The following is a 22,066-nucleotide window of genomic DNA, read 5'->3' as shown; positions in this document are numbered from 1 at the left end:
GGGAGAATTATTTGATTTTAGTCCTGGACGCAGGGGCGAGCAGAAACCGGGTTTCGACTCCGCTTAACCAGCAGTTTTTTACGAAAATCTTGCGTTGTACTCCACAGATGAGGTAAAAAAACCGATTTCTTTGGTCTTAATACGTAAGTCCTCAATTTTTTAAATTGTCTCACCCAAAATAAATTTTAGTTACCTGAATTGACAGGTAAAAAGTCTGGGAGCATCTCAGTTTTGATGTTTTGATTTTATAGTGCGAGCGTCCCCGCTCGCGATTATAGATCGCGAGCGGGGACGCTCGCACTGTAAAGAAATTGCTTTTTTGCATTCATTGAGATGCTCCCAAAAGTCTCTCCAGCCTGGAACATACAAAACCGCCAAATATTGAAAGAGTAAATCCCTCAATAGATGGCGGTTGCAGCTCGATCTGCTATTATTTTTAACACGCAAAAATATCCTAATGACTGTCAACAAGAAGTGCAGTTGCCAAACGAACGTGACCAACTAGAATCCCAGAAAATCAGATCGACACGGGCGGCAGAAACCCACTCATTTGCAGAACTTTCTTTCGTCCTATGCCATTAAGCTAGTATGTAATGTGTGTAAAGATCGTGCTGAGCAAACTCTCTGCGTCCGCTGCCTCTTTCTGGAGAACGATCGCCTTTTTGTGATTGAGTGGACGCCAAGAACATATAATCAGCAGTGGCAATTACGAGCAGTTCCACTAGGCGTTCAAAATATCGAGCGGCGCTGGCACTCAAGGTAATGCCCAACAGGCTCAGTAAAGCAATTGCAGTGTAGGTGTGCATGGGTAGTTTCCGTGTCAGTGTCTATAACCTGATACAGACTTCCCCCCATCCATCAGGATAAATTTCTGGCAATTTTCGGAACTTTGCAAAAAACCTCACCTCTTCGATGTTACTGCACCCGCTAGGAGCCAAGCACCAGCAAAATTCAGCCTGCCCCATACCGTCAGAGGCTTTTCGGTTTCGCAACTCTGTAGAAATCTGTCGGTTTCCCAGTCCAAAGTCACGAGTTGCCAAGTTCGATCGGCTAAGGATGGGGGACTTGTCAGCGTCAGTGTCCAGTCTTGTGCGCCCAGACGGCGGAAAATGCCCGAAAATTGACTCTCGGTATTTGCTGTTTTACTACGCGGATTTACGTAGAAACCGGGTTCAACTTTCAAAGTTATGGGTTCTAATACAGAAATTTCGTTGAGAAACCCGGTTTCTCGATCGCTTTTGACTGACACAGGACATTCGCCGCTGGCGGGATATGCTTGAGGTCGATCGAGATAATAGCGCTGCCAATGTAGCCAGTCCGATCGATCTCGTGTCAAATTAAATAAAGGAACAACCGCCGCCCTCGCCTCGGAATCTTGCAGCAAAGCTTCTTGCAAAACTCTGACAGGCAAATCGCGCGGCTGACATCCAACTTCCGCACACAAAGCCGCCGCCATCCCCGCCGCCTGTCCGATATTCATCACCAAAGGCTGCAAGCGAGTTGCACCGTTGGCGATGTGAGACACGGAAATATTTTTTTCGCAAACTAGCAATCCGTCTGTAGTCGCAGGAATTAGCGCACTGTAGGGAATTGTGAAGGGAGTGCCAGTCCAGCGGCCGCCCCAGCGGATGGATTTGGGCTGCAAGGGAATGTCGCCGCTGGTGTAATGATGGTCGTTGGCATAGTTGCCGATCGCAATTGTATCGCAAATTCCCTCAGAATCGATCGGCAATTTCGCGACTCTACCCCCGACAACCGGCAAAATATCTTGTTCTTTGACTGTACTTATCCCTCGCAAACGGCGGCTTTCTCGGTAGTAGGGGTGCAAGGCGAAGGAAGACAGTAGGGAAGAATTTGATTGATTTTCGATATTGGAAATGGGGAAAATATTTTGTGCTAAACCGTAGCGGGGGCCGAGTTGGGTTTGAATGAAGCGGGCGAAACTTTGGCTGTGCCAGAGACTTTCTTGGAGGAATTGTTGTCGGGATGCTTGAGATTCAATTAGTCGATCGACCTTTTCACCATAATCATTACCACAAATCGGCCAATTAATCATCAACAATCCCCCAGGAAGTCGGCCGTAATTGAGAAATTGTTCGGGAGTGTAATCTTTCCAAGCATCGAAAAATCGATCGGGATTGTCAACAGGTGGCGCGGGAATTTCTGGCGCCACCGCGCCCTCGCCAAAATCCTGCATGATGGCCACCCAAGTTGGAGCTTGCACCGAATAGCGTTCTGTGAGATCGTTAGAGGCGATCGGCGCGCTAGGTTCTCCCCACTCAGCTTGGAATTCCCAACCCCAGCAGTGTCCAACATCCGCTAAAGCCAGCAAATCTCCCAATTCCGTTGCATCCAAAGTGATTTTGGCAGAAACCGTAAAATCTGCAAATCTCACCCCAGAAATTCTGTTGTCTTCAAAAATCACATCTTGAGCTGTTTGTCCAGAAATCCACTGCAAGTTCGGCAAACACTTAACCCAATCAGCAAAAATTTCAGCACCGATGCGGGGATCGTAAGTAAAAAAACTGACCCAGCCCCAATCCAAACCTCCCGGTTGTCGCTGCTGGAGTTCCCGGAGAAACGCGCCCCACAAACCAGTCTGAAATGCTGCTAATTCGTTGCCGTCGGGAGCACAAACGCCGGCCGAAGTCAGCATTCCTCCCAGCCAGGGGAATTCGCTGACTAAAATAGTTTTGGCACCTCGGCGGGCTGCTTGGACTGCTGCTGAAGTGCCGCCGGTGCCGCCACCAACTACTAAAACATCTGCTTTTAAGACGGGAAACATAGGCAATAGGATTGGAGATTGGAGATTTGGGATTGTTCAAGGCTTATGTAGGCGAGCCGTGCCGTGAATATACGGATATATGTTAAACACTTGTGATAATTACCAGCAATTCGTGCCGTGAATATACGGATATATTTTAAACACTTGTGATAATATCAAATGTTGAGTACCGTTAATCTACGGATATATGCTCGATATTTATAATAATTTTAAGTGTTCAATGCCGTAAATATACTGTTAGATCTTCGAGGTTTGCGATCGATCGCGACTTTGATTTGAATTTGTTAAGTCTTTACAAAGAATATATCGTAAATTATGTGACTGCCGGGCATTTGTGTGGTGAGATGACCGCAGAACTCGCAAGTTTTAAGTCCTCATTTTTCGCAGGCAAATTTTATCAAGATGACACCGCAAACCACGATAAGATAGACAAGGGAGAATAGATATAGAAAGTTTTACATCCTATAATTTCCCAGTTACTTATTAATGGTTGAAAATGGAAAAAGGTTTTATTTTGTGGTTCACCGGACTCAGCGGTTCCGGCAAGACAACTATCAGCAAAGCTCTCGAACCAGAATTGAAGGCCCGAGGCTGCAAAGTTGAAATATTGGATGGAGATGTCGTTCGCACCAACTTGTCAAAAGGCTTGGGATTTAGCAAAGAAGACCGAGATACTAATATTCGGCGGATTGGATTTGTCGCAAACCTACTCAGCCGCAATGGAGTTGTGGCAATCACGGCAGCTATTAGCCCCTACAGAGCTATTCGCGACGAAATTAGAGCAATGGAGCCAAATTTTGTTGAGGTGTATGTCAAAGCGGCATTAGAAGTGTGCGAAGTTCGAGATGTCAAAGGGCTGTACGCTAAGGTCAGAGCAGGAGAGATTAAGGGTTTTACGGGCATTGACGATGCTTATGAAGCACCCCTCAATCCCGAGATTGTTTGTTGCACAGACGAGGAAAGTTTGGAAGATAGTGTCAAAAAAGTTCTGAGCAAGTTGGAACAGTTGGGTTACATTTAATGTTGGCGGGGTAGGAAGAGGATAGGGGCAAAAAGCGATGGTGGTGAACAGTTCTTCGCGCGGCGCGCAACTTGAGAAAAAACCTCACCCTGCGGTTGTCTTGGCAAAAAGGAAAAGGGGAGATTTTCTCCCTTATCTTTGCAGGAAAGGGTCTGAGGGAGAGGTTTTCAGCACAATCTGCAAACAGGTTTATGGCGTAAGTAATGCAGTCAAAAATTTAATTTTCCAAAGTTTAACTGTGTCAGTGCTGGCGGCGACTGTGGGTTCATCTGTCGCGGTGGCCCAGTTTTTGCCTCCTCCTCCTCCTTCTCCTCCTTCTCCTCCTCCTTCCCCTTCTTATCCTCCTCCTTCCCCTTCTTATCCTCTTCCTCCTCCTCCTGCTTCGGGTTCGGGTTCTCCGATTCGCGTACCGGTACCGGCAGCGCCGGGATTTCCGTCAGTTCCGGCCAGTGCACCTTCGAGTGTACGATCGGAAGTTTACACTTTGGGCGCGGGCGATCGCATTCAAATGGACATTTTCAACGTCCCAGAATACAGCGGCCCCAACGGTCAACACCAAGTACAGGCTGACGGTTCCCTGAGTTTGCCCTTAATTGGCAGCCTGGGAGTGGCCGGAATGACCTTAGAACAAGCTTCTAATGCTGTCAAGGAGCGATACGGCAAATATCTCAAACGTCCTTGGATTACGCTGAAACTGCTGGCTGCGCGTCCTTTACAAATTGCGATCGCAGGCGAAATCAACCGCCCCGGAGCCTATACAATATCTTCAGCAGCAGGCCCTGGAGGCACCTCAGAGCAAATAGGCACTCAAATGCCCACAATATCGCGGGCGCTGCGACTCGCGGGCGGAATTACCCAGTCAGCAGACGTGCGGCAAATCAAAATCCGCCGCCCCCAGCGCAACGCAGCGGAACAAATTATCAGTGTGGATTTGTGGGAATTATTGCAAAACGGCGATTTGCGCGCCGATATGACTTTGCGCGACGGCGACACAATATTTATTCCCACTGTAACTAGCCTCAACCGCCAAGAAGCACCGACTTTAGCAGTAGCTAACATTACCGGGCAAAGCACTCAACCAATTAATATTGCTGTAGTGGGCGAAGTAACTCGACCCGGTACTTATACTCTGGCAAAAGAGCTTCAAAGTAGGTTACAAGAGAATGAATCGGGTGCAGATTCTGGTTTGTTTGCTGCTAAGGAAACTCCCGGTGGAGGGGAAAATGTTTTGCAGCAAACTGTAACTAGGGCTATTAAAATGGCGGGCGGCATTACGCCGGTAGCTGATATCAGACAAATACAAGTTCGCCGCCTGACGCGGGCGGGCACCGAACAAATTATTAATGTGAATTTGTGGCAACTTTTGGAAGCAGGAGATGTATCCCAAGATTTAACACTGCAACAGGGAGATACGGTAATCGTGCCCAAAGCCGAAAATCTCAATGCACTCGAAGGCACACAAGTTGCTAATTCTAATTTTTCACCGGATTCGATTAAGGTTAGTCTGGTGGGAGAAATCGTCAAACCGGGGTCTTTTGCATTGCAGCCCAACACTACTTTAAATCAAGCGCTGGTAGCAGCGGGAGGTTTTAATAAATCGCGGGCAGAAATGGATTCGGTGGATTTAATTCGCCTCAATCCTAATGGCACTGTTTCGCGACTAAGTGTTAAGGTGAATTTTTCTGCAACCGCCAATGAGGAAAGTAATCCCAAACTGCAAAATAATGATGTAATTATGGTAAGGCGATCGGGTCGCGCTGCGTTCTCGGATAATGTAGGTGGCACTCTCGCTCCTTTCAGTCCACTGTTGGGAATTTTCCGGTTGTTCAATATTTTTCGATGATTTCAATAGACTAGCCCTAAGACCAATTTTTTATGAGGCTGCATAGAATTCCGATCCCCCCTAACCCCCCTTGATAAGGGGGGGACAAGATTCTTCTCAAAGTCCCCCTTAATAAGGGGGATTTAGGGGGATCGGAATATGTGCAACTTCACATTAAATTGGTATAAGACCTCATCAACCCGGTTTCTACAAAAAAAATTAGTTGGTAGCGATATCTCTAGTCAGAAACCGGGTTAATGAAACTGCGCCAGCATTACAAACGTTTAAACTAATAAGTTGTAGCAATCAAATGAAACCAGGTAAAAAATCTTCAATAGCACTGTTTAATCACAATAAAAAAATCCTTGGACAGCAAAAGTTATCTTCCGTACTTTATGATGAAGAGCAGTTTTTCGGCAGGGAAAATACAGAAGAACCGTTAAGTTTTTGGGAAGTTTGCCGCAGTCGTTCGTTCTTAGTTATCGGCGTAGCAGCGGCGGTGACAACCGGAGTTTTTGCCTGGACTCTAACTCAAAAAAGCGAGTATGAAGGACGCTTTCAATTATTAGTAGAAACCCCTGTTACGCAAAACACTTTAGCAAAAGTCTACTCCGGGGAGCTGAAACTACAACCAGCGAGTCCCGCGACGCCAGAAAATCCAGGTTTTGACTACGAATCGCAAATTCAAGTTTTGCAAAGCCCGCAAGTAATGTCGCCAATTATCAAACAGTTGCGAGCGAAGTATCCAGAAATAAATTACAACTATCTTTTGAACGAAAAAGCAGATAATCTGCCATATTCTCAGGGAACTAGGCTGTCAATCAATCGCTTCAAAAATACCAAGATTATTGAAGTTAGATATCGGGATTTCGATCCGAAAAAAATTCAGTTTGTTTTGGAAAAAGTTGCCCTAGGCTACCGCAACTACAGCGTGCAAGATACCAAAACTCAAATTAGCCAGAGTTTGGATTTTGTGAAATCCAAAATTCCCAACCAGCAAAAGCGCCAACAAGCTCTGCAAACAGAAATTCAAAAGTTGCGGCAGCAGTACAATTTCATTGATCCGCAAATTCAAACCCAACAACTCGCGCAGCAAATCAGCCAACTTCAAACGCAAAGATTGGACGCGCAAACGCAGCTTAACCAGCAAAGATTGCTCTATATTAACCTGCAAAATCAGCTCGGATTAAACCAGCAACAAGCGCTGATGGCTTCGGCGCTGAGTCAAGCTCCCCGCTATCAAGGAATGCTAACTCAATTGCAGCAATTGGAAGGACAAATTGCGATTAATTCGGCGACATATACAGACCAAACTCCGCAAATGCAGTTGTTGCGAGAACAGCGCAAAAATCTGATTCCTTTGCTGAAGAAAGAAGCCCAACAGGTTCTGGGAACTGATTTGGCTAAGGTGAATTCGCAAGTGCTGGCTTTTCAAGATCCGGTGCGGATTAAGTTAATCGAACAGTTTATCGGTACTGCTAATTTAATTCAGATTTTGGGCGTGCGGAATCAAGTTTTGGAACAGGCTGCTAAGCAGTTGAATCAATATTCTCAAGGATTCCCGGTAATTTTTCGGCGCTATTCGGATTTGCAACGGGAGGCGGAGTTGACTAACAATACGCTGAATGGTTTGCTGGCAAAACAGCAAGCTTTGCAGCTTGAAGCTGTGGGTAAAAAAGAGGTGGCTTGGGAAGTTATTGCTAAGCCGGAAATTCCGCGCTACAAAAATGGCGAGTTGATGGCTGTTGCTCCGATTATGCCTTTGAATTTGGCTTTGGGGGGATTGGCTGGTTTGTTGTTTGGGATGCTGGCGGCGCAGTTGGCGGAACGGTTTAATAATAAAACTGTGTTCAATTCTCCTGAGGATGTCAAACATTCGATTCGGTTGCCTTTGTTGGGGGTAATTCCTGCTAGCGATAAAATTTTGAGACTGCCACCTGCTGAGGGAACTACGATTGATGTGGGAAGTTCGCCGGTGCCGACGGATGCTTTTCAAGAGGCTTTTCGATCGCTCAATGCTAATATTCGGTTGTTAAATGTTAATAGTCCGATCGCTTCTTGCGTAATTACGTCTTGTCAAGTTGCTGACGGTAAGTCAACGGTGGCGGTAAATCTGGCACGGGCGGCGGCGGCAATGGGCCAGCAAGTGCTGTTGGTGGATGCGGATTTGCGGAGGCCGCAGGTGCACGAAATGCTGGGTTTGCCGAATTGGCAAGGCTTGCACAATGTAATTGCCGAGGATGTGGATGTCGAAGAGGTGATTTTGCGATCGCCCCGCGATGAAAACCTATTTGTGTTAACATCCGGGCCAGTGCCTCCCGATCCCACAAAGGTGCTGTCTTCCCGAAAAATGCAGCATTTAATGGCAGCTTTGGCAAGTCATTTTGACTTAGTTATTTACGATACTCCGCCGCTGTTGGGTTTGGCAGATGCGAATTTGTTGGCGGCTCATACTAACGGATTGATGCTAGTGGTGGGGCTGCATCAAACTGAGCGGGAGGCGCTGTTGTTGGCTTTTGAAGATTTGAAAATGGCGGGGATTCCGCTGTTGGGAATGGTGGCCAATAACGATAAAGGCAGCAGGTATTACTATCAGTCTTACGTGCAGAATTACATCGAGGAAAAGTCTGTTTAGGAGCGTGTAGTTACTCGTTATCAGGCTCTGCCTGGTAACGGAGATGCGGAGGCTCTGCCTCCATTGTCGATTCTCCCAGCCGAGGTAGAGCCTCTGAATATGGGTTAAGAGGCTCGGGTGCATCTGGCGCAAGGCAAATATATCCGTAGGGGCGAAGCATGACCGTAGTCAACATAAGATGATAACTAATAACTTATATGCGGTCATGCTTCTTCAGGCTTCAAAAACCAGATGCACCCAAGAGGCTCTGCCTGGGAAGCATTTGCCACTTCGATCGCCAACATAAACTTTAAAAACAAAATTTCTTAAGATTTGCAATTAATACTTTGCACTATAATTAAAAACAGAGAGATTTAAACAAATCCCGGCACTTGCAAATTAGCAATATCTAAAAGTATGGCTGGTAAATCCAAATTTTGTAATACATCAATACAACTCCCGAACTAGCTTCAAAACTATAAGGGAGTTTTGTATATTTTGAAACGGAGATAGAACAATGGGTATTTCTACTATCAACCCGGCAACGGGAGAAACGCTGAAAACTTTCGAGCCGATCGCAGATGAGGCCATAGAAGCTAAGCTGGCATTAGCACAGCAAGCTTTTAACAACTACCGCCACCAGCCGTTTGAGCAGCGAGCAATCTGGATGCAGACAACTGCGGATATCTTGGAGCGCGATCGCGAAATTTTCGCGGAAATGATGACGCTGGAAATGGGCAAAACGCTTAAATCGGCGATCGGCGAAGTAGAAAAATGCGCCTTAGTTTGCCGCTTTTACGCCAAAAATGCCGCTCAATTTATGGCAGACGTACCCGCAACCACCGACGCTAGCAGCAGCTTTGTCCGCTACCAGCCACTGGGCGCTATTTTAGCCGTCATGCCCTGGAATTTCCCATTTTGGCAAGTTTTTCGGTTTGCCGCGCCGGCGCTGATGGCGGGCAACGTCGGCTTGCTCAAACACGCTTCCAACGTGCCTCAGTGCGCTCTAAAAATTCAAGAGATTTTCGCCGAAGCAGGGTTTCCCGAAGGAGTTTTTCAAACTTTGCTAGTGGGCGCCGACAAAGTAGCTAAAATCGTTGCGGACGATCGCGTCAAAGCAGCAACTCTCACCGGTAGCGAACCAGCCGGCGAAAGTTTAGCAGCAAATGCGGGCAAAAATTTGAAAAAAGTAGTGTTGGAATTGGGAGGAAGCGACCCATTTATTGTGATGTCCAGCGCCGATTTACCAGCAGCTTTATCAACTGCTGTAACATCGCGGATGCTAAATAACGGCCAAACTTGCGTAGCTGCTAAACGCTTTATTTTAGTAGAAGAAATCGCCGATGAATTCATCAAAGGATTTGTCAAAAAATTCGAGGAATTGAAAGTAGGCGATCCGATGTTGCCAGAAACCGATATCGGCCCTTTAGCTACTCCGACAATTCTTAAAGAATTGGACAATCAAGTGCAAGCTTGCATTCAGTCAGGAGCAAAACTTTTGACAGGCGGCCGCGCACTGTCAGAGAAAGCCGGCAATTTCTACTTGCCAACTATTTTGACAGATATTCCCCTGGATGCTGCGGCGCGCCAACAAGAATTTTTCGGGCCCGTAGCGTTAGTATTTCGAGTTGCAGACATCGATGAGGCGATCGAACTAGCCAACAATACATCTTTTGGCTTAGCCGCGACAGCTTGGACTACAGTAAGCTCAGAAGGCGATCGATTTATTTCCGAACTAGAAGCAGGCGCCGTATTCATCAACGGCTTAGTAAAATCCGACCCCAGATTGCCCTTTGGCGGCATCAAACGCTCCGGTTACGGACGCGAATTGAGCATCCAAGGAATTCACGAATTTGTCAACATTAAAACAGTGTGGGTAAAATAAGTAAAGCTCGATCGGCTTCTTGCAAAAACCTCAATCCATCTGCGTTAATTCGCGTTGATCTGCGGTTAAAAATTCAACATTAGATTTTTGCAAGAAGTTGACTGAGGGCGGCTAAAAACTTTGTCAGCCTCAAAAGTTGTACAATAAATCCCAACCTTGTAAATTGTTTGAGAACAACAAATCCTGAGTAACCGAGGAAAAAACGGAAATGAACACAGCTCAACTCTTGGTCAAATGTTTAGAAAACGAAGGCGTAGAATACGTCTTCGGACTTCCCGGAGAAGAAAATTTAGAAGTTTTAGAAGCCCTAAGACACTCTTCAATTAAATTTATTACTACTCGCCACGAACAAGGCGCCGCTTTCATGGCAGACGTTTACGGCCGCCTTACCGGCAAAGCAGGCGTTTGCTTGTCCACCTTGGGCCCCGGCGCAACTAACTTAATTACAGGTGTTGCTGATGCGAATTTAGACGGCGCTCCTCTAGTAGCAATTACCGGACAAGTCGGCACGGATAGAATGCACATAGAATCGCACCAATATTTGGACTTGGTGGCTATGTTTGCTCCGGTTACTAAGTGGAATGCTCAAATTGTCCGCCCCAGTACGACATCAGAAATTGTCCGCAAAGCCTTTAAAGTAGCTCAGAGTGAAAAACCGGGAGCAGTTCACATTGACTTGCCCGAAAACATCGCAGCAATGCCTGTCGAAGGAGAGCCGCTCACTAAAGATAACCGCGAAAAAACTTTTGGTGCTTACCAAAGTCTGAATAAAGCTGCTGTGGCAATTTCCAAGGCGAAAAGTCCTTTGCTTTTAGTAGGAAATGGCACGATTCGGGCTAATGCTAGCGATGCTTTGACAGAATTTGCGACTCGATTAAATATTCCCGTCGCTAATACTTTTATGGGCAAAGGCGTAATTCCTTACACTCATCCTTTGGCACTTTGGACGACGGGATTGCAAAAACGGGATTACATTAGCTGTGCTTTTGAAGAAACGGATTTAGTGATTGCTGTTGGCTACGATTTAATTGAATATTCCCCGAAAAAGTGGAATCCTGACGGCAAAATTCCGATTATTCACGTAGGAGCTCTGCCAGCAGAAGTTGATAGCAGTTATATTCCTGTTGTAGAAGTTGTGGGGGATATTTCGGATTCGCTCAATGAAATTTTGCAGCGTGCCGATCGCATGGAGAAGACTGATCCTTTTGCTAAGCAATTGCGGGCAGATATTCGCGCTGGGTACGAACAATATGCTAAGGATGATGGTTTCCCGATCAAGCCACAAAAACTGATTTACGATTTGCGGCAAGTGCTGGGCCCGGAAGATATTCTCATATCTGATGTGGGGGCTCACAAAATGTGGATCGCGCGGCACTATCATTGCGATCGCCCGAATACCTGTTTAATCTCCAACGGATTTGCTGCGATGGGGATTGCGATTCCCGGCGCGGTGGCGGCAAAACTCGTTTATCCCGATCGCAAAGTAGTAGCAGCCACGGGCGACGGCGGTTTTATGATGAACTCTCAAGAGTTAGAAACTGCGTTGCGCGTCGGTACTAATTTTGTCACTCTCATCTTTAATGATGGCGGCTACGGGTTAATTGAATGGAAGCAGGAAGATCACTTTGGTCATTCACATTTCGTCAAATTTGGCAATCCCGATTTTGTAAAATATGCCGAAAGTATGGGTTTAAAAGGCTATCGCGTGGAATCCGCCACCGATTTTATTCCTATCCTGAAGGAAGCGCTGGCTCAAGATGTTCCCTGCGTGATTGACTGCCCGGTAGACTATCGGGAAAATGCTCGTTTCAGTCAATTATCTGACGATATGAGTTGCAATATCTAAGTTAGGAAACGGGCATTTTTTTGTTCGCGTAAATCAACATGGTTCACTTACCTGAAATCCTCTGTATTTCGGGTAAGGAACACTGTTCCATTTAACAAAAGATTGGTACACAATAAATGTTGTGTTGGTCGATCTTACCATTGTGGTCAGGTGCGTCGCGAGCAGAATTGTCGATATGTAGATAGGGATTTTTCACAGTAGGCGCACCCTACGCCCACCAACAGTTTGGGTCATACCAATTCACTATGAAGCTGCACGGAATGGTTAGCCTGAAATCCTTTCCAGTAAAGGATCTATTCCATGCAGCTTCATAGAAAAATGGTATCAGTCCGCTAAACCAGAGTTGTTAGCCCACGACTAATTAACGTTTTGCCCATTGTTCCTCAAGAATGTTAAGCCTGCGAATAGCCTCATCACTTTGTATTCCCCATTGGTAGGCTTGCATCATCCCACGTCCACAGATGAAAGCTCCATTGAAGCCAATTGGTGAACACGCTCCTTTCGCTGTTGCTGCCGATCCTTCTCCCTCCCCAGTATGTTTATAAAGGACGTTAATATAAAACCCTCTGTCGATCAAGTCGGCTTTTGTGACATAACCAATCCAAACGTTTTGCAAAAAACCCCCAAGCCACGGATCTGAAAGAATGAAGTTTCTTATTTCCTCATTTTCTGGCGGTAGGAGCGATCTGAAGTCCAGCGCAGTCATCTGTGAAGACTGATCTGAACTATTCGGTTGAGAAGGTGTTGAACTTTTGGTAGATTGCTCAGGCTGCGGCGAATTTGGACTCTCAGTGGGTTGGACAACTACCGACTGATTCTCTGATTTAGGCAATATGCCCCATATTAGAATTGATAAAAAGATAAATGGGATAGCAACCAAAACTCCCTTCATTGTACGTTTGGTAGCACGCTCCGCCTCCTCTGGAGTCTTGAATTGCCTTTTTTGAACCATTTCATTTAATTTATGTTCAGGAATTTTCTGATTGTCAGCTACTTGATTAACCCAGCGCCAATAAGCCTTAAAAAGATGCAAGACATATTTTCCAATATTGGAAGGTTGCTTCATTTTTACGATCCTCTAAGTTACAATATATATAGTACAAGAATACCGCAGATTACGGATGTATGTCAAATTCTTCTTACTGCCATATGAGATTGACAGAGGGATTGAGACTGCAAATAAAAGATCATATCGACTTCCCAGGAAAAAGAATTATTCGATATGGGAAAGGGAGAGAAGATGGAATTACAATGCTACCCTAAGACTTAATCGCACCTTTGAAACAGCAACTACATCATGCTCGATCGCACATTCCAATCATTACACTGACCAGTCTTCAAACCTCAATCCAGGGATTCTTTCAAAATCTCGGCGATTCCGGGTAAGTAGAACACCGCTGTTTGAAAGTGCGATCGCCCCAATCCGTAAATCTTGCGTGCCAACGCGGATTTTTTGCCGCAAAAATTCCCTATAATAATTTTCAGCATCTCGATCGAAGTCAAGCAACTCAAAATCGGTTAAATAGTTGATGGTTTTTCGCAGACTTGCATAAGCTGATATTACTTCATCCCCTGATGTCGCTCGCCTGATACGGTTAAGTCGTCCATACATTTGCTCTTCAAATGTAACGAGCGTAATGGCAATATCTTTTGGATTAACTGCACTGACACGCTGCACGATTTGTGGATTACCCTGCTGAAAAAGTGTGGTATGGTCTGTATCAAATATCCACAAAGTCACTTAGCTCTTTCCTCCACATCAACTTTATTGGTGGCTTCTGCCTCCGAATCGAGTCGATCGTAATATTCTGCCATTTCTGCATTCCTGTCGTGGCGCAGTTCTGCAATATCTTTTAGCATCTCATCAAAGTGCGGATCGTTTTTAAACGCTCCTGCCCACTTCATCAGAGGATTCTCAGCTTTGGGAATGTCTACTGTCATAGAGACTATTTCGACTTTTTTGAGACGCTCGGTCAACAATCGATGTAAAATTTTTAAAGCTTCTTCTTTACTAGCTCCTGAGCTTCTACATTCTGGCAATTCCCAAACTATTGCGCTGTAGAGGTCTTCATCGTGCTTTTCAATTAGAACTTGATAAGTTAATTGGGTTAAAGGATTCGGAGTAGGGGTTAATACTGTGGCATCCATCTGTTTTTTCCGCTTGGCTATATTTGGCATTTTAACGCATAGTTTTTCAAACATCCCATTTTTCGCAATGCTTTCGATAGATGTCAGAGGTTAATAACCAATAACCCCGCAGCACCTAAAGAAATCGTGATTCTAGCCTTTACTAATCATTCAAGGCTGCGATCGCAACTTAACTCAACTCTCAATACATATCAACTCGGAAAAATATTATTGCCAAGAAAACCACTCTATGGTATACTAGAAGATTGTGAATATTAATCAAAAGTAAAGTAACAAGACGGGAGAAATCGAAATGACACAGCAAACCCTGCACGGAACCAGCCGCAAAAGAAAAAGAACATCCGGTTTTCGCGCCAGAATGCGTACCGCAACTGGTCGATTGGTAATCAAAGCACGCCGCAGCAAAGGTCGTCACCGCCTCGCAGTCTAGCACGGCCCAAGAATGAGCCCGATCGCACGCAGCCACCATGTTGCCCCTGACAAACCGACTCAAGCACCGAAAAGACTTCAGCGCCGTTTACCGCAAGGGAATCCGCCGCAACTCCGCTCATTTCAGCTTAAGAGCTCTACGCAAACCCAAAAGCGTCGAGATTGGCAAACCCACAGCCGATAAATCCTTGCAACCGAGTCGCACAGGCATTTCTATCAGCTTGAAAGTCAGCAAGCGCGCTGTAGTCCGCAACCGGATCAAGCGCCAGATTCGCGCCGCTTTGCGACAGCTATTGCCCCGATTAAAATTCGGATGGGATTTAGTAATTGTGGTGCGTCCGATCGCACAAGAGTGCAATTATGCAGAAATTCTGCAAGAATTAGAGCAGTTGTTGGTAGAAGCCGAGGTACTAGATGGGAATTCGAGAGGAAGTATATTATGAAGGCGGCCCCGCGCTGGGAGACTTGATTATCAACTTACTCCTGGGGCTGACTGTCGTGGGAATCCCCCTCGCAGTAGGAGCAATTGTTCGGGCTCTGTGGCTGCGCTACCGGATCACCAACCGCCGAGTGTCCGTAACTAGCGGTTGGATGGGGGGCGATCGCATCGACGTTATCTACTCAGATATAGTCAAAATTGTCACAGTACCTCGGGGTTTCGGGACTTACGGAGACATGGTGCTGACCATGAAAAATGGCAGCCGCTTGGAACTGCGATCGATTCCGAAATTTCGAGCAGTCTATGACTACATTAACGAAAAACTGCCCGCAGCAGCTCAAAAAGCCAACGCAGCAGCAAAAGCTAAATAACCGAAAGGCTTTTACCCTGATTTGAAGGCGAAATCTGTCGATTTTCCATTTTTCGATTTGAGATTTACTCCACAGATGAATCTGCCAGGTTGAACTCTTAGTCTAAAATTTGGGGATATTTATGACGATTGTCGGGCGTTTGCGTGCGTTTTTTGGGTGAAGTCAGCGCGAGTATTGGCTTTAGTCATTACAAAAATCTGGTAGCGGGCGGTCGATCGACAGGCAATGTCCTAAGATAGAGACAAAAGCCTAAAAGTTGAGACGGCCCGCATTCAGCGGGTAAAAATAGTTCTCAACAGTAAACTAAGAGCACCTAAATTAACTCAAAGCGAATGGATTTTGGTATCTCGTTTCTCTCCAACAACCTAATGCTGCCGATCCTAGATTTTTTCTACGGGATCGTGCCAAGCTACGGTTTAGCGATCGTAGCTCTGACGCTCGTGATTCGCTTTGCTCTCTATCCTCTAAATGCAGGCTCTCTTCGCAATATGCGGCGCATGAAAGTAGCGCAGCCGTTGATGAAAGAGCGAGTAGATCAAATTCAAAAACTGTATAAAGAAAATCCTGCCAAACAGCAGGAGGAAATGAGCAAAGTATACAAAGAATTTGGCAATCCTCTAGCAGGATGCTTCCCGTTGGTGCTGCAAATGCCGGTGCTGTTTGCACTGTTTGCAACGCTGAGGGGTTCGCCTTTTTCTGACGTAAATTACAGCGTCAACGTCCAAGTTTTGCCGAAAGAACAAATCGAAACTGTTCAACCGCAAGCCTTTGCTACGCCACCACAAAATATTTACGTGACGGGTACATTTCACGCTCCAGTTGTGGGCGTGATTCCAGCAGGTGACAAACTCGGAGTCGGCGATACAACCAAGGTTGAATTTAAGACCCCAGACGGTAAACCTCTCCAAGCTCTAGTGGCAGAAAATAAGAGCGAAATTGACTTTGTTCCCAGTTGGAAAGTCATCAAAGGCGAAGAATTCGTCAAGGTAGACGAACAGGGCAACATCGTGGCTTTAGCGACCGGTGAAGCCACAGTTCAAGGCACAATCCCCGGATTGGCTACCAACAAAGGATTCCTGTTTATCGAAGCTCTAGGCCGCGTGGGCGCGATCGACCCAGACGGCACAATCCACTGGGATATTTTGGTAATGATCCTCGGCTTCGGTATCAGTTTGTATATCAACCAAACTCTTTCGGGACAAGCACAAGGGCCAAACGACAATCCCCAACAGGCTACAGTCAACAAACTGACGCCAGTGATATTTTCGGGGATGTTTTTGTTCTTCCCGCTGCCCGCCGGCGTGTTGATGTATATGCTGATTGCTAACATCTTCCAAACAGTTCAATCGTTTATTTTGTCTAGAGAACCGCTGCCCGAAAATCTCCAAAAAATTGTGGACGAAGCAGAAGCGAAAACAAAAAAAGAACAGGGATTAGATGCACTTCCCTTTGAGCCGGGCCGTTCTAAGAAAAAGGCTTGATTGTTAAAATGAAAGAATCAGAAATGCAGCGCGGACAGCAATGGTTAGAAGAATTGCTAAAACTGTCCGCAATTCCCTCAACAGTGGTAAGCCAACAGCAAGATGATTGCTATTGGATGACAATAGATGAAAGCAATCTGACACCCGAACAAGTTGCTATCTTAATCGGCCCAGACGGTAATGTACTAGATGCGATTCAGTACCTCTGCAACACAGTTGCGAACATCGCTCACGAATCAGATGAACCCATTGCTTATACAGTCGAACTGAACGGCTATCGCATCCGCCGACAAGCAGAACTGCGATCGATGGCAGAGTACGCAGCAGATCAAGCGCGATCGACTGGAGGGGAAGTTGAACTCAAATCGCTGTCTTCGGCAGAACGCCGTCAAGTACACAGTTTTTTGAGCGAATGTGAGGATATAGAAACTTACAGTCAAGGCCAAGATGCCGATCGGCGTTTGGTAGTGCGACTGCGCTGACGGTAACAAGGAAAAAAGAAAAAAGGAAAAAGGAAAAAGCCAAAAAAGAGCTATTCCTTTTGACTTTTAACTTTTTACCCGCCCAAAAACAAGTACAAGCCCCGATGCCAAAAGTAGATATCCGAAAATTTTAGAATCGTGTTTAAGCTCCCAGATTCATCTGTGAAATAAATCTAAAATCTAAAATCTAAAATCTAAAATCGACTGGCTTGTGACTTGAGACGAGGATAATAAAACGGCGAAAGATGATTATGGAGACAATTTATATCCCTCACCTACTCGCAAAAACCGAGCGGAAAGAGGTCATTGATTTTGAAGAAATTATCCCCGATTTAGCAACTCTGACTCCCGTGCGGGGGCGGCTGCAAGTTACTCACAAAGGTAATTTTCTTGATGTGAAGGCGAAAGCTGAAACAATTGTGACTCTTAGCTGTCATAGATGCCTAAAACAATACAATCACCGTTTAAAAATCCAATCATCGGAAATAATTTGGCTCGAAGAAAAAGTGAGCGATCCTGATGCAAGTTCAGGAGAATTTGAAGTGGATTTAGAAGATTTAGTGGAAAATTTATCTCCCACAGGCTATTTCTCTCCGAGTGATTGGGTGTACCAACAAATGTGCTTGGAACTGCCGCACAAACAGCTATGCGATGTTGAATGTCCGGGAATAGATTTAAATGAGGATGATGCAGAAGAGACAGAAAGTTCAGAAACAGTCTCTGACAGTCGCTGGGCGTCTCTGGCGGCACTTAAACGGCAATTGCCTTAGTCAAGAGTCAGCAGTCCAGAGTCATTAGTCATTAGTCATTAGTCATTAGTCATTAGTCATTAGTCAGCAGTCAATAGTCAATAGCTAAGGGAGCATTTCAGTTTTGCTTTTACTGTCCGCGATCGGGACATTTGCTAGATGTATATAAGCTTTGCTGCGATCTTGAAGAATTCGCACTCTAACAAAAACTCTTTTTACTCTCGGAAAGAAATGCTTTCGTAGCTAACCACGAATAAGTGTGGAATAACGACGAAAAAAAACACCCGCTAACAACTAATGACTAATAACTAATAACTAATGACTAATAACTAATAACTAATAACTAATGACTAATAACTAATGACTATTTTTAGCGACGAGTTTGAACTGCTGCTACGATCGCGCTACCCCCTAATCTACATTCCCACACGGGAAGAAGAGCGCGTCGAAGTCGCGATCGCCCAATGCGCCAAAAAACAGGGTTCTCGCGCCGTCTACATCTGGGATTTTGTAGATGGCTATCAAGGCAATCCCAACGATGCGGGTTTTGGCAAGCGCAACCCGCTACAAGCTTTAGAGTTTCTGGAAAAATTGCCGGCATCCGCACCAGCAATCTTTATTTTGCGAGACTTTCAGCGCTTTTTAGAAGATGTCTCGATTTCTCGGAAGTTGCGAAATTTGGCGAGACTCCTCAAATCTGTACCCAAAAATATAGTCATCGTATCTCCGATAACTTCGATCCCGGAAGACCTCAGCGAAGTCATCACTGTTTTGGAGTTTCCTCTGCCTGCGGCTGCGGAAATCAAAATTGAGGTAGAAAGACTGTTAAGTGCTACCGGACAAAGCATAGAAGGGCGTTTCCTGGATGAAATGGTGCGCTCCTGTCAAGGATTGTCGATCGAACGAATCCGCCGAGTTTTGGCAAAGGCGATCGCCACCAGAGGCGAACTGCATCCCGACGATGCCGAACTGATTTTAGAAGAAAAACGCCAAACCATCCGCCAAACTCAAATTCTCGATTTTTACCCAGCCCGCGAAAACATCTCCGATATCGGCGGTTTGGACAATCTCAAAGAATGGCTGCTGCGGCGCGGTGGTGCTTTTTCCGATCGCGCCCGCCAATACGGTTTGCCGCATCCCAGAGGCTTGTTATTAGTCGGAATTCAAGGCACCGGCAAATCCTTAACTGCAAAGGCGATCGCTCACCACTGGCATTTGCCCTTGCTGCGGTTGGATGTCGGGCGCTTGTTTGCCGGATTAGTCGGGGAATCAGAATCGCGCACCAGACAAATGATTCAGCTAGCGGAAGCTTTGGCGCCTTGCGTGCTGTGGATTGACGAGATTGACAAAGCTTTTTCGGGATTGGATGGTAAAGGCGATTCGGGGACAACCAGCCGCGTGTTCGGAACTTTTATTACTTGGTTGGGCGAAAAAACTTCACCGGTGTTTGTCGTCGCCACGGCGAACAACATCCAGTCTTTACCGCCGGAAATGCTGAGAAAAGGCAGGTTTGACGAAATATTTTTTGTAGGTTTGCCAAGTCAGGAGGAACGGCGGGCGATTTTTGAGGTACATTTGTTGCGGTTGCGATCGCACAGCATCAAAAACTACGATCTAGAGCGCTTGGCTTACGAAACTCCAGATTTTTCAGGAGCCGAAATCGAGCAAACTTTGATTGAAGCAATGCACATTGGGTTTAGCCAAAATCGAGACTTTACCACAGATGATATTTTAGAATCAGCTAGTCAGATGGTGCCGTTAGCCCGAACAGCGAGCGAGCAAATCCAATTTTTGCAAGATTGGGCGGCGGCGGGTAAAGCTCGCCTTGCTTCGAGATACGGCAGTTTGAGCCGCCGGATTCAAGGATAGTCGATCGAAAACATTGTGCAGAAAGCATTCGGGAGCATCTTAGTTTTGCATTTATAGTGCTGTCGAGAACTCGCGTGGGTTTATAAGCACGCGAGCGGGGACGCTCGCACTACAATAAAAAATGCTTCTTGTAAAACTGAGATGCTCCCAAGCATTCGGCCTTCGCCCGAAGCTGAAATTTCCCTCCCAGCGTCTATCCCATCGAACCCAAATTTCCCCATTCGCTCTTCCTTGTTCCTTCGGTCAACTGTCAACTGTCAACCCTTCTCTTTCGCAAGCTGTCAACTGTCAACTGTCAACTGTCAACTGTCAACTCTCAACTCTCAACTGTCAACTGTCAACTGTCAACTGTCAACTGTCAACTGTCAACTGTCAACTCTTCCGCCCTATGAACAGTATATATAGCGTTTTCAAGTTTTTAGTGGGTTTTCTGCTAGCGATCGTGCTGATGGCAGGCGCTAGCGTGGCGGCTGCACTTTACTTTGCCGCTAAGCTAACTACTGTGCCCGACAGACCTGTTTTTCCCAACGACAAAACAGCAGCTCAGATTGCCGGTGCTGGGGCGAAGTCAACAGCCAAGGCCAGCCCAGTGTCTACGTCTAGCGATGCTGCGTCTGGCGATGCTGCGTCTGAGAAACCCCTGGAACCGGGAGCTTACCGAGCTCTGGTAACTCAGCCGATCGGCTTAATTCTTCGGGATAGTGGCAATCGAGACTCGAACCGGATTGGCGGTGTAGGTTACAAGGAAAAAGTTGTGGTTTTGGAAGATTCGCCGGACAAAGAGTGGCAGCGAATTCGAGTTGAGGATGGCAATCGCGAAGGTTGGGTGAAGGGTGGCAATACTGAAAAAGTTGAAGGCGAATAGCACCAAGGCTGGTGTCTACAAATTATCTGCGTTGGACTGTGTTGCTCTGCGGTTGCCCGATCGCAGATCGTATGCAATAAGTCTAAGGTTAATCTCCGCTTAAACCAACTCTAAATATCACATTCTTTTTGAAAAGTCAAGTTAAATTTATTTACGCTAAAGAATTGGTTTAAAGCCCGCCCGCCCGATCGGCAAAAATTAAAAGCAGACTATTCATTACTCGAATCCTCTTCCTTCCAGGTAGAGGTGGCCCTCAACAGTCAACAGTCAACAGTCAACAGTCAACAGTCAACTGAGAGTTATGTTAAGAAACTTAGCAAAATTTTAAGCTTAGTTGCAAATCGTAGGCTTTTGTCACCGCAGTAGAGGCAAGAATGGTAGCTTAGATAACAAGATCTAAGTTTTCAGCTTGACAGCTATCAACCATAAAAAATATGTACGACAAACGTCCAGATCGAGATTTGGCGACTGCTGCTGTAACTGCGGCTTTAGGAGCTGGAGTGGTCACTTCTTTTGCAGTCAGCAGAGGGCAAAACCCTCTGGTAGCGTTAGCAATTACTGTTTTTGCAGCCGGAGTTGCTTTGATTTGCGATCGGTTCGGTCTAATTTAACTTAATGTCCCATTTTTACCGGAAATGTGGGTCTAAAGCCCCATCGTAGAAGGACGGCTTTAATTCTCTAAATTTGTCTTGAAAGTTTCCGCTAATTGCTCTCATAACAAGCTATACTAAAACCTAGTATAGGTAGAATACCCGCTAGAACAAATGGATAACCAATTCCAAAACGATTGCCTAGGAAATAACAATACTTAGTGGATGGCGAAAACCACGATAAACATAGCCGAGATAGCCAACGCGCGCTCACTACCAGAAAAATTAAAAACTTGTTAATAAAAGTGTACCGTAGGGCATAGGTCAACAAAGAGAGAAATCTCTTAAAGCTTGGGGAGGTAAGCCCTCTGGGGTTGTCTAAGTTAGGCTCGAAACTTAGTTCTATTGAACGGGTTTTTGGTTTAAGTAATGCCGAAAGGATAGGCAATTTAAAGGTGTATCGGTGAACCAAGAATCCCCGCGCATTCATGCCGGGGAGTGTCAAAAATTAGTTAACCAATAAAATCCTCATTCTGTTTGCAACTAGCAAGGGTGGGGATTTTTAGTCGATCTTGATACTCCCCAGCCCGCTCCGGGACGGGGATTCTTGAAGAGTCCAAATGCGAACTTTCAAAGGCGAAATCAAAGCGCCTCTACTGACTCCTTCAAG

General features: G+C 45.8%; 18 protein-coding genes and 1 pseudogene. 14 read left to right on the top strand and 5 right to left on the bottom strand.

The features are described 5' to 3' along the window. Window positions 1–578: 578 nt before the first annotated feature. The gene (locus tag JGK07_RS12905; RefSeq protein WP_293181926.1) at window positions 579–806 is read right to left on the bottom strand and encodes a hypothetical protein; all 228 of its coding nucleotides are present in this window, start codon (window positions 804–806) and stop codon (window positions 579–581) included. 95 nt (window positions 807–901) lie between these two features. Further along, window positions 902–2,785, bottom strand: a complete 1,884-nt coding sequence (locus JGK07_RS12900; RefSeq protein WP_293224789.1) for an FAD-dependent oxidoreductase — start codon at window positions 2,783–2,785, stop codon at window positions 902–904. Window positions 2,786–3,281: 496 nt separating this feature from the next. On the opposite strand from JGK07_RS12900, the gene cysC reads away from it, so the two are divergent. The 5 genes and pseudogenes from cysC to JGK07_RS12875 form a co-directional block, all read left to right on the top strand. Continuing rightward, window positions 3,282–3,806, top strand: coding sequence for an adenylyl-sulfate kinase (cysC, locus tag JGK07_RS12895; protein WP_293224791.1), 525 nt, complete (start codon window positions 3,282–3,284; stop codon window positions 3,804–3,806). Between the two features lie 37 nt (window positions 3,807–3,843). Further along, window positions 3,844–5,649 carry an SLBB domain-containing protein gene (locus JGK07_RS12890; RefSeq protein ID WP_293191696.1) on the top strand — a complete coding sequence of 602 codons (1,806 nt, stop codon included), beginning with the start codon at window positions 3,844–3,846 and terminating at the stop codon, window positions 5,647–5,649. Window positions 5,650–5,938: 289 nt separating this feature from the next. Continuing rightward, complete coding sequence (locus tag JGK07_RS12885; RefSeq protein WP_293181934.1) at window positions 5,939–8,263, top strand: tyrosine-protein kinase domain-containing protein; 2,325 nt, start codon at window positions 5,939–5,941, stop codon at window positions 8,261–8,263. Between the two features lie 496 nt (window positions 8,264–8,759). Beyond that, window positions 8,760–10,127, top strand: coding sequence for an NAD-dependent succinate-semialdehyde dehydrogenase (locus JGK07_RS12880; protein ID WP_293181936.1), 1,368 nt, complete (start codon window positions 8,760–8,762; stop codon window positions 10,125–10,127). Between the two features lie 205 nt (window positions 10,128–10,332). Further along, window positions 10,333–11,973: pseudogene (locus JGK07_RS12875) on the top strand (acetolactate synthase large subunit); the annotation flags it as partial. Window positions 11,974–12,334: 361 nt separating this feature from the next. Here the strand turns inward: JGK07_RS12875 and JGK07_RS12870 are convergent. The 3 genes from JGK07_RS12870 to JGK07_RS12860 form a co-directional block, all read right to left on the bottom strand. Beyond that, window positions 12,335–13,039 (bottom strand): hypothetical protein, encoded by a 705-nt coding sequence (locus JGK07_RS12870; RefSeq protein WP_293181938.1) that lies wholly within the window; start codon window positions 13,037–13,039, stop codon window positions 12,335–12,337. A gap of 255 nt (window positions 13,040–13,294) precedes the next feature. Further along, window positions 13,295–13,714 (bottom strand): type II toxin-antitoxin system VapC family toxin, encoded by a 420-nt coding sequence (locus tag JGK07_RS12865; protein ID WP_293181940.1) that lies wholly within the window; start codon window positions 13,712–13,714, stop codon window positions 13,295–13,297. Continuing rightward, on the bottom strand, window positions 13,711–14,175 hold the full coding sequence (locus JGK07_RS12860; RefSeq protein ID WP_293181941.1) for a type II toxin-antitoxin system HicB family antitoxin: 465 nt from the start codon (window positions 14,173–14,175) through the stop codon (window positions 13,711–13,713). The genes JGK07_RS12865 and JGK07_RS12860 overlap by 4 nt, the downstream gene beginning before the upstream one ends. 238 nt (window positions 14,176–14,413) lie before the next feature. On the opposite strand from JGK07_RS12860, the gene rpmH reads away from it, so the two are divergent. The 9 genes from rpmH (at window position 14,414) to JGK07_RS12815 (ending at window position 21,417) form a co-directional block, all read left to right on the top strand. Then, window positions 14,414–14,551 (top strand): 50S ribosomal protein L34, encoded by a 138-nt coding sequence (gene rpmH, locus JGK07_RS12855; RefSeq protein ID WP_006632320.1) that lies wholly within the window; start codon window positions 14,414–14,416, stop codon window positions 14,549–14,551. A 37-nt stretch (window positions 14,552–14,588) separates the two neighbouring features. Further along, window positions 14,589–14,993, top strand: coding sequence for a ribonuclease P protein component (rnpA, locus tag JGK07_RS12850; protein ID WP_293181943.1), 405 nt, complete (start codon window positions 14,589–14,591; stop codon window positions 14,991–14,993). Beyond that, a complete protein-coding gene (locus tag JGK07_RS12845; protein WP_293147797.1) occupies window positions 14,965–15,360 on the top strand; it encodes a PH domain-containing protein in 396 nt (131 codons plus the stop codon). The genes rnpA and JGK07_RS12845 overlap by 29 nt, the downstream gene beginning before the upstream one ends. A 332-nt stretch (window positions 15,361–15,692) precedes the next feature. Beyond that, window positions 15,693–16,841 (top strand): membrane protein insertase YidC, encoded by a 1,149-nt coding sequence (yidC, locus tag JGK07_RS12840; protein ID WP_293191702.1) that lies wholly within the window; start codon window positions 15,693–15,695, stop codon window positions 16,839–16,841. Between the two features lie 8 nt (window positions 16,842–16,849). Continuing rightward, window positions 16,850–17,323: a R3H domain-containing nucleic acid-binding protein gene (locus JGK07_RS12835; RefSeq protein ID WP_293181947.1), complete on the top strand. Its 474-nt coding sequence runs from the start codon at window positions 16,850–16,852 to the stop codon at window positions 17,321–17,323. 251 nt (window positions 17,324–17,574) lie between these two features. After that, complete coding sequence (locus JGK07_RS12830; protein ID WP_293181949.1) at window positions 17,575–18,093, top strand: YceD family protein; 519 nt, start codon at window positions 17,575–17,577, stop codon at window positions 18,091–18,093. Window positions 18,094–18,432: 339 nt separating this feature from the next. Beyond that, window positions 18,433–19,941, top strand: a complete 1,509-nt coding sequence (locus JGK07_RS12825) for an AAA family ATPase (protein ID WP_293181951.1) — start codon at window positions 18,433–18,435, stop codon at window positions 19,939–19,941. Window positions 19,942–20,062: 121 nt separating this feature from the next. Further along, window positions 20,063–20,806: an SH3 domain-containing protein gene (locus tag JGK07_RS33185; protein ID WP_363319628.1), complete on the top strand. Its 744-nt coding sequence runs from the start codon at window positions 20,063–20,065 to the stop codon at window positions 20,804–20,806. 434 nt (window positions 20,807–21,240) lie between these two features. Continuing rightward, window positions 21,241–21,417, top strand: coding sequence for a hypothetical protein (locus JGK07_RS12815; protein ID WP_194010918.1), 177 nt, complete (start codon window positions 21,241–21,243; stop codon window positions 21,415–21,417). The last annotated feature ends 649 nt before the right edge of the window (window positions 21,418–22,066 follow it).

It is taken from the genome of Microcoleus sp. PH2017_24_DOB_U_A (genome assembly GCF_020738205.1).
In the GTDB taxonomy this organism is placed as follows: domain Bacteria; phylum Cyanobacteriota; class Cyanobacteriia; order Cyanobacteriales; family Microcoleaceae; genus Microcoleus.
The sequence above is the reverse complement of the archived record's forward strand: the minus strand, read 5'-3'. Positions and strand labels throughout refer to the sequence as shown.

Excerpts from the sequence above, each read along its gene's own strand:
- JGK07_RS12890 (WP_293191696.1), top strand. The coding sequence starts at position 3,844 with ATGGTGGTGAACAGTTCTTCGCGCGGCGCGCAACTTGAGAAAAAACCT.
- JGK07_RS12905 (WP_293181926.1), bottom strand. The coding sequence starts at position 806 with ATGCACACCTACACTGCAATTGCTTTACTGAGCCTGTTGGGCATTACC.
- JGK07_RS12830 (WP_293181949.1), top strand. The coding sequence starts at position 17,575 with ATGGAGACAATTTATATCCCTCACCTACTCGCAAAAACCGAGCGGAAA.
- JGK07_RS33185 (WP_363319628.1), top strand. The coding sequence starts at position 20,063 with ATGCTTCTTGTAAAACTGAGATGCTCCCAAGCATTCGGCCTTCGCCCG.
- JGK07_RS12860 (WP_293181941.1), bottom strand. The coding sequence starts at position 14,175 with ATGTTTGAAAAACTATGCGTTAAAATGCCAAATATAGCCAAGCGGAAA.
- yidC (WP_293191702.1), top strand. The coding sequence starts at position 15,693 with ATGGATTTTGGTATCTCGTTTCTCTCCAACAACCTAATGCTGCCGATC.
- JGK07_RS12880 (WP_293181936.1), top strand. The coding sequence starts at position 8,760 with ATGGGTATTTCTACTATCAACCCGGCAACGGGAGAAACGCTGAAAACT.
- rpmH (WP_006632320.1), top strand. The coding sequence starts at position 14,414 with ATGACACAGCAAACCCTGCACGGAACCAGCCGCAAAAGAAAAAGAACA.
- JGK07_RS12900 (WP_293224789.1), bottom strand. The coding sequence starts at position 2,785 with ATGTTTCCCGTCTTAAAAGCAGATGTTTTAGTAGTTGGTGGCGGCACC.
- JGK07_RS12835 (WP_293181947.1), top strand. The coding sequence starts at position 16,850 with ATGAAAGAATCAGAAATGCAGCGCGGACAGCAATGGTTAGAAGAATTG.
- JGK07_RS12885 (WP_293181934.1), top strand. The coding sequence starts at position 5,939 with ATGAAACCAGGTAAAAAATCTTCAATAGCACTGTTTAATCACAATAAA.
- JGK07_RS12815 (WP_194010918.1), top strand. The coding sequence starts at position 21,241 with ATGTACGACAAACGTCCAGATCGAGATTTGGCGACTGCTGCTGTAACT.
- cysC (WP_293224791.1), top strand. The coding sequence starts at position 3,282 with ATGGAAAAAGGTTTTATTTTGTGGTTCACCGGACTCAGCGGTTCCGGC.
- rnpA (WP_293181943.1), top strand. The coding sequence starts at position 14,589 with ATGTTGCCCCTGACAAACCGACTCAAGCACCGAAAAGACTTCAGCGCC.
- JGK07_RS12825 (WP_293181951.1), top strand. The coding sequence starts at position 18,433 with ATGACTATTTTTAGCGACGAGTTTGAACTGCTGCTACGATCGCGCTAC.
- JGK07_RS12845 (WP_293147797.1), top strand. The coding sequence starts at position 14,965 with ATGGGAATTCGAGAGGAAGTATATTATGAAGGCGGCCCCGCGCTGGGA.
- JGK07_RS12870 (WP_293181938.1), bottom strand. The coding sequence starts at position 13,039 with ATGAAGCAACCTTCCAATATTGGAAAATATGTCTTGCATCTTTTTAAG.